This is a genomic window from Aquimarina sp. Aq78 (genome assembly GCF_900299525.1).
Lineage (GTDB): Bacteria > Bacteroidota > Bacteroidia > Flavobacteriales > Flavobacteriaceae > Aquimarina.
Genome location: NZ_OMKA01000015.1, coordinates 20,665 through 37,261, shown reverse-complemented (window position 1 = coordinate 37,261; position 16,597 = coordinate 20,665). Strand labels below are relative to the sequence as shown.

The following is a 16,597-nucleotide window of genomic DNA, read 5'->3' as shown; positions in this document are numbered from 1 at the left end:
ATAATTCTATTAACGTTTGATTAAGAAAAATTCGTATATTTGAGACATCACTAGCGCATTTAGTGATAATTTTTCTTTTTCATAGCAATTTTTTTCCCATCCTTAATACTTGTATTTAGGGTGGGTTTTGTTTTTATGATTAGGTGGCTATTCATAATCAGGGTTAAAAGAAGAGAAACCATTTTATATGCTATTTTATCTCATTAATCATTAACATAATTAGCATAAGTTTTTAAGTTTTCGTATCATTCGGGTTTCATATTAAACTACAATTATATTTTACTATCTATGGCTAATCTTTTAGAGGTACAACAAGCCACAAAACAATTTGGAAACTTTACTGCATTGCAAGATGTATCAATTCAGGTACCTAAAGGAAGTATATTTGGATTACTTGGCCCTAACGGTGCTGGTAAAACCACACTAATTAGAATCATTAATCAAATTACCTTGCCTGATAAGGGAAGTGTATATCTGGATAATGAACTGCTAAAACCACAGCATATTAGAGATATTGGTTATCTGCCGGAAGAAAGAGGACTATATAAATCTATGAAGGTAGGTGAACAAGCATTGTATCTGGCGCAACTAAAAGGTCTTAGTAAAACCGAAGCCAAAGAACGCCTAAAGTATTGGTTTGATAAATTTGACATCTCACATTGGTGGAACAAAAAAATACAAGAACTCTCTAAAGGAATGGCACAAAAAGTGCAATTTATTGTAACTGTACTTCATAAACCTAAACTCCTGATTTTTGATGAACCATTTAGTGGTTTTGATCCTATAAATGCAAATGTTATTAAAGATGAAATTCTACAACTACGGGATGAAGGAGCAACGGTTATATTTTCTACTCACCGAATGGAAAGTGTAGAAGAATTATGTGATCATATTGCTCTAATTAATAAGTCTAAAAAAATACTGGAAGGTAAACTTACCGATATAAAGAGAGCTTATAAATCTAATACTTTTGAAGTAGGTCTTTTAACCGAAAATAATACTGATTTGTATACCACATTGCAAGATAAATTTAATGTAGTCCCTGCAGATTTTAAAACAATTGATGATCAATTGAAAATGAAAATAACTTTGGATACTAATACATCCTCAAATGAGCTACTACAGTACTTATCAGATAAAGGGCAAGTAATGAGATTTAATGAAGTGATCCCAGGAGTTAACGAGATATTTATTAAAACCATTACAGAGAATGAGTAACCTAAAATTAATTATTAAAAGAGAATTTATAGCTCGAGTTCGCAATAGAACCTTTGTAGTGATGACTTTTTTAAGTCCTTTGATCATGGTAGGTATGATTTCTTTAATTGCCTGGCTCGCAACTTTGAACAATGATGAAATTCGTAAAGTAGCATTCTATGATGAAACAGGATTGTTTAGTACAGACTTTAAAGATTCTGGTGATATAGACTATATAGATTATAGTGATTTACCCTTAAACGATGCAAAAGACTCTGTGGTTATTAAAAAACTCGATGGGTTATTGTATGTGCCAAAGAAAAGTAGCAACAGTGAACTTGCAAAATCAATACAATTTTATGCTGATGAAGCGCCAAGTATTTCAATACTTAATAGAATTGAAGAAATAATAGCAAGTAAATTAACGAACCAAAACTTTAAAGAAAAAGGATTGGATCTGGATGTTATAGAGAACTCAAAAGCTAAAGTAAATATTTTAATAGAAAACTTTTCTGGGGAGAAAACATCAAAGATGTCTAGTTATATAAAGATGATTTTTGGTGGTGTAGCAGGATATTTCTTGATGATGTTTATTATCATTTATGGTAATATGGTAATGCGATCTGTTATTGAAGAAAAATCTAATCGAATTATAGAGATTATTATTTCTTCTGTAAAACCATTGCAGCTTATGATGGGTAAAATTCTGGGAACTTCTTTTGCAGGGATTCTTCAGTTCCTTATCTGGGTGATTTTAGGAGGAGTGTTACTTGCTGTGGTATCTTCGGTTTTTGGTATAGATCCGCAACCAGGAGGTATAGATCAATCGCTGGTTATGCAGGAAGATGGTCAACAAGAAATACAACTAATACTTCAGGATATCATGAAGCTTCCGCTAGGAACTCTAGTACTGTCTTTTTTCATTTATTTTATAGGAGGATACTTTTTATACAGTTCAATTTATGCTGCTATAGGTGCTGCTGTGGATAGCGAAACCGATTCGCAACAATTTATGTTACCCATTATTTTGCCGTTAATGTTAGGGATTTATGTTGGGTTCTTTTCAGTAATAGAAAATCCTCACGGTACGGTATCTACTGTGTTTTCTATGATTCCTTTAACTTCTCCAATAGTTATGCTAATGCGTATACCTTTTGGAGTGCCTTGGTGGGAAGTATTAATTTCTATGCTTCTATTGGTAGGAAGTATTATCTTTATCACGTGGCTGGCAGGAAAAATATATAGGGTAGGAATACTCATGTATGGTAAAAAACCAAGTTATAAGGAGTTATTTAAGTGGATGAAATATTAACACTATGATGCAGGAAGAAATTACAGAACAAGTAAAAGACCAGGTGAAAGAAGTTATCCCTAAAAATGTTTGGGATACCCTGCAAGATTTTTTTAGTTACGAAATTTTTCATTTCGGAACAGATGAACACCCTTTTGTACTTACTGTAGGTTTGTTGTTTTTTGTATTGCTGGTTTTTGTTATTACTTCAGTTATCTTAAAACTCACAAAGAGGTTTTTTACCCGTAGAATGCAAAATCAGGATAAGCTCAAGTTTGAATCGGTATTCTCATTTTCAAAATACTTTATTTATCTCATTGTTATCTTTTTTGCACTAGATAGTATTGGCTTTAATATCACCGCTATATTTGCTGCTTCTGCTGCATTATTAGTTGGTGTAGGTCTTGCATTGCAAACCTTTATCCAGGATATTTTATCCGGGATATTTATTTTTATAGATCAAACGGTACATGTAGGCGATATCATAGAATTAGATGGTAAAGTAGGACGAGTAGAAGAAATAAAATTAAGAACTACTCGAGCAGTAACTATAGATAACAAAGTTTTGATTATCCCTAATCATAAATATATGTCCTCGTCCTTATATAACTGGACTCAAAACGGGACAGTAACCAGGGAATCTGTTTCTGTGGGTGTTGCTTATGGTAGCGATACACAATTGGTTAAAGAACTGCTTATTAAGGCAGCATCCTCAAATTCTAATGTGTTAAAAGATCCACCTCCATTAGTTTTATTTACCGACTTTGCAGATAGCTCATTAAATTTTAAAGTAATTTTTACTATTGATGATAGTTTTCAATCGGGAGTTCCTAAAAGCGAGATTAGATTTGAAATAGATCGTTTGTTTAGAGAACATAAGATTAATATTCCTTTCCCACAACGTGAGGTTACGATTATAAAAGAATGAAGAAAAACGGATAGAAAAGCATAACATACGCCCCATAAATGAGAAAGAGCCTGATTTTTATATGCATACTACTTTATAGCTTAAACGGTATACGTTGTCAGAGTACTGATTTAGCAAGAATCGAATATACATATATCCCACAAGCCGATAGTGATAATGTTTATAGTCGGTTTAGAATTTCGGCTAATTATCCTATTAAAATGGATGATAAAGGAACCTACTTGGTAATCGGTGCACAATATAGATTTAATAACATAGAGATAGATGACGAGTTAGGGTTTGATGATCAGGGAGACTTAAATAGTTTTCATACTGCAGCTATAGAGTTGGGGTATACATTTAAGATGAAAAATAATTGGAGGTTTGGTACTAAATTCGGAGTTGGAATTTCATCTAATTTTGAAGGGTCTGGTGTAGAAAGAGATGATTTTAGATATAGAGGGTCTTTGTATTTTGTAAAGACGTATAAAAATGTACAAGAACCAAAAACGGCTCGTTTAATTGTAGGAGTGCAGTATACTAATCCCGCTAGTCTTAATTTTCCACTTCCTATCATTAATTATTATAAAAGATTTCATCAAAGTTGGTCGTATGCTATTGGGACTCCTAAAACAAATATTAAATATTTTTTTAGTGAAAAAAGTACACTCCAGGCTTTTGTGGGGTTCGATCGTTTTTATGGTAATTTGCAAAATAACAAAGCATATGTAGATGATAACGGAGAGACAAAAGTAATAGAAAATGTATCGATGTTTAATGTTATGGGAGCATTGGGGTATGAATATTATTTTACGGAACACTTATTGTTCTACACATATGCGGGATATACATTAAGTAATGAAATTCGTTTACGAGATGGTAATCAAGAAAATGTAATGGCAATCAATGATAAAAATACATTCTATTTTCGTAGCGGAATAAAATTTAAAATATAATGGCAAAAATATTAGTAATTGAGGACGAAGCAGCAATTCGTAGGGTTCTGGTAAAAATTTTATCTGAAGAAAACAATAAATATGAAGTTTTCGAAGCCGAAGACGGACTTTCTGGTATAGAAAAAATCAAAGCAGATGATTATGATCTTGTACTCTGTGATATCAAAATGCCAAAAATGGATGGAGTAGAAGTGCTAGAAGCTATAAAAAAGATAAAGCCCGAAATCCCTATTGTCATGATTTCTGGTCATGGGGATTTGGATACTGCTGTAAACACAATGAGGTTAGGTGCTTTTGATTATATTTCTAAGCCACCAGACCTTAATCGTTTGCTCAATACAGTACGTAATGCTTTGGATCGTAAAGAACTGGTCGTGGAGAACAAAATGCTAAAGAAAAAGGTCTCCAAAAATTATGAGATGATAGGGGAATCAAAAGCTATTTCTGATATCAAGAACATAATCGAAAAAGTTGCAGCAACAGATGCAAGAGTTTTAATTACAGGTCCCAATGGTACAGGTAAAGAATTAGTTGCACACTGGATTCATCAAAAAAGTGAACGTTCAAAAGGACCAATGATAGAAGTGAACTGTGCAGCAATACCTGGAGAATTAATAGAAAGTGAACTTTTTGGGCATGTAAAAGGAGCTTTTACATCTGCCAATAAAGACCGTGCCGGTAAATTTGAAGCTGCGAATGGAGGAACGATATTTCTTGATGAAATTGGAGATATGAGCCTTTCTGCACAAGCCAAAGTACTTAGAGCACTACAAGAAAATAAAATACAAAGAGTTGGTAGTGATAGAGATATCAAAGTAGATGTGCGTGTAGTTGCTGCAACAAATAAAGACCTGAAAAAAGAAATAGCAGAAAATAAATTTAGAGAGGATCTGTATCATAGATTGGCAGTGATTTTGGTGAAAGTCCCGGCACTAAATGATAGAAGAGATGATATTCCTTTATTGGTAGAGTATTTTACCAAAAAAATATCCGGAGAACAAGGATCACCTATTAAAACATTTTCAGCCAAAGCTATAAAACAATTACAGCAATATGATTGGACAGGTAATATCAGAGAACTACGCAATGTAGTTGAGCGTCTAATTATCCTTGGTGGTAGCGAAGTTAGTGAAGAAGATGTAAAACTTTTTGCAACTAAATAATTATTAATATTTATTCCAGTTCATAGTCTATAATGATTGATTGTGGTTTTTAGTAAAAAGATTATTGTAATTAATGCTTCTTATATTACGACCAATTATAGCATATGCCCTAAATAATGAGAAGAGTTTTATTTTTAATTTTGTTGTTGTGTATACCGTATATATCTTCTGCTCAATATGATCCAGGAGCAACCAATTATGGATTTGCAGCTACAAAAAGTTTCGGACTCGAAAATGAATTAGCATTAGGAGCCAGGATAGAATATGCTTTTAATTGTTACACTACTTTTCTGGGAGAATACAATCGTTCATTTGCTATAGGTGCTGATGAAGAGTATGAGGGATATAATGAATTGGCAATTGGAGTAAATTTGATTTTATTTAATTGGTACCCTACTACGATAACAGCTGGTATGGGATATGTAGGTAATGATTCGGTCGAATTTGAAGCAATTGAAGATGATGCTTTTCTGGGTTTTAGAACAGGAAGCTTTAACCATGGAGCACAAATTAAAATAAGAGCATTACATCAGGTTTCTATACCTGTACATATTTTTGCAGAACTTAATGTTAAGAGTCTAGGACGAAGGTATGATACTTTTATGATTGGATTTAGTTATGATTTCTATGCTAGATAAATCTTTTTACCTTTTCAAATGTTTCTGATTGCCCCTTTTTTGTTAAAAAATATATTAAAAAGAGTGTATTAGTAAACTATTTTCTTACAAACCCAAAACTTTAGTATCTTTCGGGTGATAACACAAATCATAGTATGAAGAAGATAAACCACGAAGATTTTATGGTGTCTAATGCCATAGAATTATCTAAAATCCCTACCACTTTTGATCTTAACGAAAGCGAAAAAAAAATCGAGAAAGAACTCGAAGAAACACGTGAGAAATTAGGAGAGCTTCAGGATACTTTATATGCACATGGTAAATATGCTGTGCTGGTTTGTCTTCAGGGTATGGATACCTCTGGTAAGGATAGTTTGATCAGAGAAGTATTTAAAGATTTCAATACTCGTGGCATTATTGTTCATAGTTTTAAGGTCCCTACAGCATTAGAATTAGGTCATGATTATTTATGGAGACACTATATTGCTTTGCCACAACGTGGAAAGTTTGGAGTCTTCAATAGAACACATTATGAAAATGTTTTGGTAACACGAGTACATCCAGAATATATAATGGGAGAACATATTCCTCATATCAATACAGTTGAAGATATTAATGATGTATTTTGGGATAAACGTTTTGAACAAATTCGAAATTTTGAAAAACACATTGCCGAAAACGGTACCTTGATTTATAAATTCTATTTGCATTTATCAAAAGAAGAGCAAAAGAATAGATTACTTCGCAGGCTAGAGAAAAAAGAAAAAAACTGGAAATTTTCTGCAGGAGATTTAAAAGAGCGCAAACTTTGGGACCAATATCAGAATTGTTATCAGGACGCCATAAATAGAACTTCTTTGCCACATGCCCCATGGTATGTAATTCCTGCAGATAATAAGCCCGTAGCAAGATATATTGTAGCAAAAACTTTATATACTACATTAAAAGAATATGACGATATACAAGAACCAGAATTAGACAACAAAACAAAAGCCAATCTGGATTTGTATAAACAAGAATTAGAGAACGAATAAAAAGGTTTAAGAAAATACTATGGTAAGAACTATAATCCCAATCATTTTTGCAATTTTATCACTTAATGGCTTTGCACAAAATGAAGCAAAAGAAGATTCTACTACATTAAAAAAAATATACGATACCTCACTGCTAAATGGTAAAAGTTATGCATGGCTGGATTATCTTTCTAACCAGATTGGAGGGAGACTTTCGGGTTCTGTAAATGCACAACTAGCTGTAGAGTGGGGAGAAAAAGAATTAAAAGAGCTAGGCTTGGATAAAGTATGGTTACAACCAGTAATGGTACCAAAATGGACTCGCGGTGTAACAGAATTTGCTTATATCGAAACAGAACCAGGCGTAACGACTAATGTGCCAATTTGCGCATTAGGAGGTTCTGTACCAACACCAATAGGTGGTATTAAAGCACCTATTATAGAAGTTAAAGGATTAGAAGAACTTAAAGAAATGGGTACTGCTCAGATTGAAGGAAAAATAGTGTTTTTTAACAGGCCTATGCAAGCAGATCTTATTGAAACATTTAGAGCATATGGTGGATGTGTAGATCAACGATATTCTGGAGCAGCAGAAGCAGCTAAGTTTGGAGCTGTTGGAGTAATTGTACGTTCTATGAACCTCAGATTAGACGATTTTCCACATACAGGAGCAATGAGCTACGGTAAACTTGGAGATATGGATAAGATTCCTGCTGCCGCAATAAGTACGAATGGAGCAGACTTGTTAAGCTCTATGTTAACATTAAACCCTAAAATTAAGTTTCATATTAATATGAACTGCCGTACATGGAAAGATGTACAATCATACAATGTAATTGGCGAAATTACAGGAAGTGAATTTCCTAAAGAATATATGGTAGTTGGTGGGCATTTAGACTCTTGGGATCTGGGAGATGGTTCTCATGATGATGGAGCAGGAATAGTACAATCTATGGAAGTGCTTCGACTATTTAAAGAAATAGGGTATAAACCTAAACGATCTATTCGAGTAGTATTATTTATGAATGAAGAGAATGGGTTACGCGGAGGTAGAAAATATGCAGAGGTGGCCAAAAATAAAGGAGAAAACCATGTCTTTGCCCTGGAAAGTGATTCAGGAGGATTTACTCCCAGAGGTTTTTCGTTTGATTGCGATGATGCTAATTTTGCACAAGTACAAGGCTGGAAGCCTCTTTTTGAACCCTATCTGATACATTCTTTCACTCAAGGTGGAAGCGGTGCCGATATAGGACCACTTAAAAAAGAGGGAATCGTACTCGCAGGATTACGACCAGATTCACAACGCTACTTTGATTATCACCATGCTAAGAACGATACTTTTGATGCCGTTAATAGGAGAGAACTCGAATTAGGCGCTGCCACAATGGCCAGTTTAGTGTATCTTTTTGATAAATATGGAATGAAATAATATTTTAAAGTACATAACAAAAATGGAGATTTTGACTCTAAAATTTCCATTTTTGTTGTGAACTTATATCAGTATGAAATAACTGGTTGATAAGATGAACCACCAATCCCCGGTTTCTTTTACCTTAATTTCTTTTTAGAACAAGTAATTTCTGTAGTACTTCTCGTTTAGAAAAATTTTAAATAACGTTAAATAAACAATAAGAATTGCTTAGTTCATTTCGGTTCTAATACCTTTGCGTCTTCAAAATTGTAAAATGCTACAACAGTACACCAAAGAATTTCGATATAACCTAAAGTTGGCTGCACCGGTAATGCTGGGTATGCTGGGGCATACTTTTGTAGGATTGGTCGATAATATTATGGTGGGACAGCTGGGTACAGCAGAATTAGCAGCAGTATCTCTCGGAAATAGTTTTATGTTTATTGCCATGTCTTTAGGGATTGGATTTTCTACAGCAATTACACCATTGGTAGCAGAAGCAGATGGAGAAAATAATTTCAAAAATGGTAAATCAGCGTTTAAACATGGGTTGTTTTTATGTACCACATTAGGAATAGTTCTGTTTTTATTAATATTGGCAGCAAAACCATTGATGTATCTAATGAAACAACCGCCAGAAGTGGTTGAACTTGCAATACCATATCTGGATCTGGTCGCTTTTTCATTGATTCCATTAGTAAGTTTTCAGGCATTAAAGCAATTCTCAGATGGGTTGTCTATGACCAAATATCCAATGTATGCCACTTTGGTTGCGAATTTGGTTAATATAGTTCTCAATTATGTATTGATTTTTGGAAAATTTGGTTTTCCACAAATGGGAATAGTTGGTGCAGCTGTCGGGACACTAGCTTCAAGATTTGTGATGGTTATCTTTTTATGGGTTTTTCTTAAGAATAAAGAAAAATCTAGACCTTATGTTACCCGCATCAAATTTTTTACTTTAGAACGCAGAATGATAAATAAGATAGTGGCACTAGGGTTTCCGTCTTCGTTACAGATGTTTTTTGAAGTAGCCATTTTTACCGCTGCTATATGGCTATCTGGGATTTTAGGTAAAAATCCACAAGCAGCAAATCAAATTGCATTGAATCTGGCTTCTATGACCTTTATGGTAGCTATGGGGTTAAGTGTCGCTGCTATGGTACGTGTTGGTAATCAAAAAGGGCTTCAGCATTTTAGAGATTTAAGAAGAATTGCGATTTCGATATTTTTACTAACATTTTTAATAGAAGCTGTTTTTGCCTTGTTTTTTATCCTCTTTAATGAGTTGTTACCACAAATATATCTGGATGTAAATGATGTTGAAAATATAGCAGATAATACCGAAGTGATTTCTATTGCTGCAAAACTATTGATTATCGCAGCATTATTTCAGATTTCTGATGGAATACAAGTTACAGTACTTGGTGCTTTGAGAGGCCTGCAGGATGTTAAGATTCCTACCTTAATTACATTTATTGCATATTGGGTAGTAGGGTTTCCTATTAGTTATTATTTAGGATTATATACCGAATATAAAAGCTCTGGAATATGGATTGGATTGCTAGCAGGTCTTTCTGTTTCTGCATTACTACTATATCTTAGATTTAATGCTTTGACCAAAGGTTTAATTCAGAAAAATTAAAATTATTATCTCTTTGTTACCTTTTAAATCAAGGCTTTAGAAGTGATTTTTTAAATAAAAATAAAGATCAAATACCATTTTTATACTTATTACGTTTATTTGGTATTAACGAATAATTAACTATCTTTCCAAAAAAAGAGAATACAAAATATGAGAGTCCCAAATTCTAGATTTTGTCTACTACTTGTAGTTCTTGCCATAATGGTTACGCAGAGTAGTATAAGTCAAAACTTTGTCCATAGTAAAAATCAAAATCTTATTCCTAATCCTAGTTTCGAAGCTACAAATGCTGCGATTGCACGATTAGATATGGAGATGCAAAATTTTGGAATTATTAAAGATTGGAAAGCTTCAATTAACTCTCCGGATGCTTATCACCCAAGATTAGATGATATTAGATTTATTCATAAGGCACCTAACTTTTTAAAGCAGTTTGGAGCACAAGAACCCAGAACAGGAGAAGGTAAAGTAGGAATGTATATTGCTGGAGGTCCTTATAAAGAAGGAGTGACGGCAAAATTAAAACAACCATTATCCAAAGGTAAATATTACTATTTTCATATGTATGTTTCTCTTGGTGAAGGAATCTCGAATTCCTGTACTTCGTCTATTGGATCATATTTTACCGCTAGAAGACCAAAAATAACTACCACCTCTAGATTTCCTCTAAATATAGAATCGTCAAAAATAGTATGTAATACCAAAGGATGGACTAAAGTTTGTGGTGTATATAGAGCAAAAGGAACAGAAAAATATATTTCTTTGGGATATTTCTCAGATAGCCCAAAAGGAAAATCTGTAAAAGGAGGAGGATTTGATACAGCTTATTATTTTGTAGACGATGTTTTACTAATGGAAATGAGAGATACCAAAAACCTTGCATCAAGCCAGGTGTGTGATATGGCTCTTGATTTTTCGCCTGTAGAGTTTTTGGTAGGTGAAAGTGAAGCATATAAAGAAATTCAAAAGGCATTGGATTCTTATATCCAATATGTAACCATTTTTAAAGTAAGCACAGTTAAAATTATTGGTCATGCAGATGATGCTGGTTCATCTTTTGAGAATGAAATCATGTCTGCAATGAGAGCAAGTAATGTGAAAAAATATTTTGTTGAACAAGGTATAGACGAATCTTTAATCGAAATAGTAGCGGCTGGAGATACTATGCCTGTGGTTACTACAGGTTCTAATTTGGACCCAGAATCAAATAACAGAATAGAAATTAAAATTGAATAGTAGTTCCCTAATAATTTTCTGATTTCCTTAAAAAAGATAGTACCTTTGAAACTTTGTAATTTTAAGTATTCATTATGGACTTTCCAAAATTCTTATTAGGTGATAATACTGATTATCCAGATGCCATTTTTGTAATTCATACCGAGTTTCCCAGATTTATTATCAATCTGGAGAATGATGAAGTAGAATGGCTTGAAGAGTTTGATAAAGATGATGAAAAAGAATTGTTAGAAGAAGCAGAAAATCTTTTTATAGCTGCTAACGATTTTTATGATCGTGAAATAGAACGTTACGACGAATAAAAAATAAATAAACAACCATAACAATGGAAGACCTCATACAATTAGACAAAGATCTTTTTTTATATCTCAATAACCTGGGCTCATCTGCATGGGATGGATTTTGGTTATTTATGACAGAGAAGTTATACCAAATCCCCTTGTATTTAGTATTACTGGTTTTTTTCTATAAATATTTTGGAATTAGAGGCACCATCATTACATTGATAGTAGTAGCGTTATTAATTACAGCTACTGATCAGTTATCTAACCTGTTTAAGAATGTGTTGTTTATGCGACCAAGACCATGTAGAGCAGACGGAGTATCCGAGTTTACACGTTTTATTGCAGAACGTTGTGGACGTCACGGGTATTTTTCGGGCCATGCAGCAAGTTCTATGGCATTAGCTTTTTTTACTGGATTAGCCCTTCGAAAACACTTAAAATATATTTTCCCATTTATGGTGGTATGGTCAATTGTTGTTAGTTATAGCAGAATTTATATAGGAGTGCATTATCCCGGCGATATTGTCACTGGTATGGCAATAGGTATTTTGTTGGGAGTAGGAGCATTTAAGCTACATACATTTCTGGTAAAGAAATATGGGGAAGTTGTATAATAAGTAAGTAATGTAGAATTATAGTAATCTAAAATCTCTTCTTTTTCTTCTTTTTACCAAAAAGACGCTTAAGGAAATTATCTCTTTTTTCGGGTCTACAATCCAAATCTTTTAAAACTTCTTTGGAGCTCTCTTCGAATTTACTTTTTGTAATAGGATCAAATGTACTATCTAGATTCATCTTTTGGTACAATTTAGCAAAAATTGGTAACGCAGTATTGGCTCCTTGTCCTAAAGCTGTAGTCTTAAAACCAATATTATAGTTGTCATTTCCTACCCAGGTGATCGTTACTAAGTTTGGGGTGATACCCACAAACCAACCATCCTTATTGTCTTGGGTGGTCCCTGTTTTTCCTGCAATATCGTTTTTGAGGTTATAGGTCGCTCTAAGTCTGGTTGCAGTACCTTGCTCTACAGTAGATTTCATCATTTCTAAAAGCACCTGCCTGGTGTAATTATTATAAGCAGGAGTCTCAGCTATTTCAGGCTCGAAAGAAGCAATTAAACGACCGTTTTTATCCTCAATTCTCGAAATATAAAATGGCTTAACACTTTTACCTTCATTTACATAACTTGCATAAGCACCTGCTAATTCTTTTAATTTAATACCATCTGTACCCAATGCCATTGCAGGTTCTTCAGAAAGTATAGCCGTGACTCCTAGTTTTTTTACCTGATCTACAACTTTTGGGATACCAACCTCATTGAGCACCTTTACGGCAATAGTATTAACAGAGTTGCTTAGTGCTTTTTCTAGCGTAAAATTAAGATAAGGATCATTTTGTTCTGATGCATTTTTAGGCGTCCAGTTATCCAAATTTGTATAGGTAATCTCTTTTGTCGAAAAATAAGAACAAGGCTTCATGCCATTTTCTATAGCAGTAGTATAAACAAAAGGTTTAAAAGTAGATCCAACCTGTCTTTCGCTTTGCGAAACATGATCATATTTAAAATAACGATAATCAATCCCTCCCAGATATGCTTGTACCGCACCCGTTGTTGGTTCGATAGCAATCATTCCTGTATTAAGAAACTTAAGGTAATGTTGTATACTATCGAGAGAAGATATTTTTTTAGTAATGTTACCACTCCATTCGAACAGTTCTATGTCTTTCTTTGCAGAAAGAGAATCTTCAATTTGTGCTTCTGTAAGTCCTTGTTCTTTGTAAATAGTATAAATTTTGAGGTTTTTGATCGCATTATTAACAAGATCTTTATTGTTTTTCCAGGGAGCAGCACTGCCAAAAGATTTTTCATAATCGTTTTGTAAAACTTGCATATGTTCTTTCATAGCTTCTTCTGCCAAAACCTGCATTTTATAATCTAGCGTAGTATGTACAATCAAACCATCATTATAGATATCATAAACAGTGCTATCTGGCTTTTTATGCTTTTCTAAGATGTTGATCAATTCTTTTTTTACTTCTTCTCTGAAATAAGGTGCCAATCCAAGATCGTGATTAAAATATTGATAATCCATGATGATGGGCTGACTCATTGTTTGATTTGACCGATGAGCACTTAGGTACTCATATTTAGCCATTTGTTGAAGTACAACATCCCTTCTTAACTGACTTCTTTCAGGGAAAAGTCTTGGGTTATAACTATGATTTGCTTTTAATGTTCCTATAAGTGTAGCTGCTTCAGATAGTGTTAATTGATGGGTGGATTTATTAAAGAATTTCTGGGCGGCACTTTCTATTCCGTAGGTGTTATCTGGAAACGGAACAGTGTTAAAGTATAGTGTAAGAATCTCTTTTTTTGAATAAATATCTTCTATTCTTTTGGCAACAAAAGATTCTTTCAATTTATTGATTACTGTACTAAAAAATTTGTATTTTTTTCTTCCGAAGAGGTTTTTTGCCAATTGTAAAGTTATAGTACTTCCTCCTCCCGAAGATTTATCTCTAAGCAAAATGGTTTTAAAAAACACGCGTAACAGACTTGTGTTATCTACACCATCATGTTCATAGAAGCGTACATCCTCTGTAGCTACTAGTGCATCAATAAGGTGCTGAGGTAAATCTTCGTAAGATATAGGTTGTCTGTCATAGATGTAATATTTACCAATCATATGGCCATCTTTATCGAGTACTTGAGTGGCCTCGGCCTGTTTTAAAGAACTTAATTCTTCTTTGTTAGGTAATTTACCCCAAAAGCCAAAATAGATACTAGCATAAAAGCAAATGCTGAAGAAAATGAACCCACCAATGGTATATAATAACCATTTCATCCATTTTTTTTTAAATATCGTCTTTATCATAATCATAATACCGACATACATAACGTCGAAAATGCCATATTATTAGGAGATATGGGTTTCTTGTTTTTTCTGAAACCTCTAATAAATAATACAATCATTATTATCATAAGCAATGAAAAAGGTAGCGAAGTGAAAATATAGAGTTTTTGTATTACAATTAGAGCAAAATATGCAAGAGTAAAACATGAAGTAATCCCAGCCAGAAAAATCTACCAAATCGTTTGCGAATATATATAGAATGCCCTTTTATACTCTCATGTTTTCCAAAGTGAAAACATATAAAAAAGATTAAAATTCCAAGAGAAATATATAGTACCCCATTTTTCTTAAAATGAAGTTTCATATAGTGTCTAGTGTCTTTTCTCTTTTTGGATTTGAGCTTTGATATAAAAAATGACTCGTTGTAAATATAAATTTCCTAAAGAGTTTTGAAAACACACTATGATCATAGGAAAAATTCAAATTTTTAACAAGTAAAAAATTGAAAAAAATAATTGATTTTTAAAGTTGATTTCTTAAAAGTTCCATTTTTTTTATTTAGACTTGTAGTAACAAATTACTCAGTGAAATAATATACGCTCAATTGAAAATTACTTGGAGTAACTTAATAAAAACTACTCCAAGATTTATAGTAGAGATAATAACATTTAGCAAAAAAAATGTTATTTGAAATATGTAAAGTATAGAATTAATTCTTAAAACCTTGAGTCCTATGAAAAGAGTAATTGTTGACTACAAAAAGCTTAATAAAAATATTTTAAACCTACTTGTAGAAAAGTTTCCCGATGGCTATGCCGATAAGGATATTGTTCATTTTAGAAATCAGCATAATGAAGCAATAGAAGCTGTAGAGGTAAGAACAGAAGAGACTATCTATTTGGTTAAAATTAGCAAACGTCTCGCAGATACCATGCAAAGTTTTGAAGAGGAAGAAGAAACTGTAAGTACTACAAGTGATATTCCTGAAGAAGTGCGTAAAGATCAAGTAGCAGATATTGATGATAAATAATCATCATCTTTTTTCGAAATATGCATTTTCTTTACTTTTGATGTTTTTTTTATATGAATTTGGAGATTCTCCAGTTTTGTTTTTAAAAAGCCTGCTAAAATATGAGGGGCTTTCAAATCCCAATATAAAAGAAATTTCTTTCGAACTGATTTGGCTATAGAGTAATAATCGTTTTGCTTCAATAATAATACGATCAATAATAATTTTTTTACTTGAGGATCCATTGGCAAACATTGTGATCTCGGTTAATTTTCTGTTTGATAAACCGAGCTCATGAGCATAAAAATCACACTCGTGATAACTAGAAAAATTAAGTTCTAGCAATTCTAGAAACTTATAATATATCTTTTTTTCATAAGATTGATTTAAATTTTGCTCATCACTATTGATTTCATTACATTTTCGCTGCAATTTCACCAATAAAGTAAGTAATAGAAAAACGATTGTATTTCTTCTCCCGTATGAATATAAAGGAGATAGGTATTCATAATGAAGCTGTTTTAAAATTGCTTCAAATTGTGATACATCATCCTTGCCTAAAATAATTGTATTTACCTTAGATATATTATGAATTATGGATAAAAAAGAGATGTTATCGATCGTTTTTTGAAAAGGAATAAGCTCACTATCAAAACGAATTAGAAAACCCTGCATGTTTTTTCCTTTAATGAAATCATGTACCTGTCCTCGCTCTATTAAATAAAAAGTATTCGGAGTTTTCAGGTTTACAATTTCATCGTCTATGTTCTGAAGTGCTTCACCGGATTTAAAATATATAATCTCATGATATGTATGACGATGTGGGTCTCTTTTTTTTCTATCTCTGTTTTTTTCATGAACTAAGGGACGCATAAAAAAGGGCAAATCTTTTTTATCCGAAAATTTATCTAATCGAATCAAATCTTTATCTTTCATACATCAAAAATAATCCATTATACATATAAATAGTAGCAAGACAACAAAAAGTGAAACAATTATAGCACTTTTATGA

The 16,597-nt window shown here is 32.8% G+C and carries 15 protein-coding genes; 13 read left to right on the top strand and 2 right to left on the bottom strand.

What is annotated here, in order from left to right:
* Nucleotides 1-288 precede the first annotated feature (288 nt).
* The 12 genes from DG435_RS09955 (at nt 289) to DG435_RS09900 (ending at nt 12,334) form a co-directional block, all read left to right on the top strand.
* Complete coding sequence (locus DG435_RS09955) at nt 289-1,218, top strand: ABC transporter ATP-binding protein (RefSeq protein ID WP_106792354.1); 930 nt, start codon at nt 289-291, stop codon at nt 1,216-1,218.
* Nucleotides 1,211-2,509 (top strand): ABC transporter permease, encoded by a 1,299-nt coding sequence (locus DG435_RS09950; RefSeq protein WP_106792355.1) that lies wholly within the window; start codon nt 1,211-1,213, stop codon nt 2,507-2,509. The genes DG435_RS09955 and DG435_RS09950 overlap by 8 nt, the downstream gene beginning before the upstream one ends.
* A 4-nt stretch (nt 2,510-2,513) precedes the next feature.
* On the top strand, nt 2,514-3,416 hold the full coding sequence (locus DG435_RS09945) for a mechanosensitive ion channel family protein (protein ID WP_369871863.1): 903 nt from the start codon (nt 2,514-2,516) through the stop codon (nt 3,414-3,416).
* 38 nt (nt 3,417-3,454) lie between these two features.
* Nucleotides 3,455-4,351: a hypothetical protein gene (locus DG435_RS09940; RefSeq protein ID WP_159025544.1), complete on the top strand. Its 897-nt coding sequence runs from the start codon at nt 3,455-3,457 to the stop codon at nt 4,349-4,351.
* Nucleotides 4,351-5,514, top strand: coding sequence for a sigma-54 dependent transcriptional regulator (locus DG435_RS09935; RefSeq protein WP_106792357.1), 1,164 nt, complete (start codon nt 4,351-4,353; stop codon nt 5,512-5,514). Before DG435_RS09940 ends, DG435_RS09935 begins: the two co-directional genes overlap by 1 nt.
* A gap of 116 nt (nt 5,515-5,630) precedes the next feature.
* The gene (locus DG435_RS09930) at nt 5,631-6,152 is read left to right on the top strand and encodes a hypothetical protein (RefSeq protein WP_106792358.1); all 522 of its coding nucleotides are present in this window, start codon (nt 5,631-5,633) and stop codon (nt 6,150-6,152) included.
* Nucleotides 6,153-6,286: 134 nt separating this feature from the next.
* Nucleotides 6,287-7,165, top strand: a complete 879-nt coding sequence (locus DG435_RS09925; protein WP_106792359.1) for a PPK2 family polyphosphate kinase — start codon at nt 6,287-6,289, stop codon at nt 7,163-7,165.
* Nucleotides 7,166-7,184: 19 nt separating this feature from the next.
* Complete coding sequence (locus DG435_RS09920; RefSeq protein WP_106792360.1) at nt 7,185-8,573, top strand: M20/M25/M40 family metallo-hydrolase; 1,389 nt, start codon at nt 7,185-7,187, stop codon at nt 8,571-8,573.
* Between the two features lie 256 nt (nt 8,574-8,829).
* Complete coding sequence (locus tag DG435_RS09915) at nt 8,830-10,200, top strand: MATE family efflux transporter (protein ID WP_106792361.1); 1,371 nt, start codon at nt 8,830-8,832, stop codon at nt 10,198-10,200.
* 150 nt (nt 10,201-10,350) lie between these two features.
* On the top strand, nt 10,351-11,436 hold the full coding sequence (locus tag DG435_RS09910) for an OmpA family protein (RefSeq protein WP_106792362.1): 1,086 nt from the start codon (nt 10,351-10,353) through the stop codon (nt 11,434-11,436).
* 74 nt (nt 11,437-11,510) lie between these two features.
* Nucleotides 11,511-11,738, top strand: coding sequence for a hypothetical protein (locus DG435_RS09905; protein ID WP_106792363.1), 228 nt, complete (start codon nt 11,511-11,513; stop codon nt 11,736-11,738).
* 23 nt (nt 11,739-11,761) lie between these two features.
* Nucleotides 11,762-12,334 carry a phosphatase PAP2 family protein gene (locus DG435_RS09900; protein ID WP_106792364.1) on the top strand — a complete coding sequence of 191 codons (573 nt, stop codon included), beginning with the start codon at nt 11,762-11,764 and terminating at the stop codon, nt 12,332-12,334.
* Nucleotides 12,335-12,362: 28 nt separating this feature from the next.
* Here the strand turns inward: DG435_RS09900 and DG435_RS09895 are convergent, their stop codons facing one another.
* A complete protein-coding gene (locus DG435_RS09895; protein WP_106792383.1) occupies nt 12,363-14,567 on the bottom strand; it encodes a transglycosylase domain-containing protein in 2,205 nt (734 codons plus the stop codon).
* 742 nt (nt 14,568-15,309) lie between these two features.
* On the opposite strand from DG435_RS09895, the gene DG435_RS09890 reads away from it, so the two are divergent.
* Nucleotides 15,310-15,606, top strand: coding sequence for a hypothetical protein (locus DG435_RS09890; RefSeq protein ID WP_106792365.1), 297 nt, complete (start codon nt 15,310-15,312; stop codon nt 15,604-15,606).
* A gap of 3 nt (nt 15,607-15,609) precedes the next feature.
* Here the strand turns inward: DG435_RS09890 and DG435_RS09885 are convergent, their stop codons facing one another.
* Nucleotides 15,610-16,521, bottom strand: a complete 912-nt coding sequence (locus DG435_RS09885; protein ID WP_106792366.1) for an AraC family transcriptional regulator — start codon at nt 16,519-16,521, stop codon at nt 15,610-15,612.
* Between the last annotated feature and the right edge of the window lie 76 nt (nt 16,522-16,597).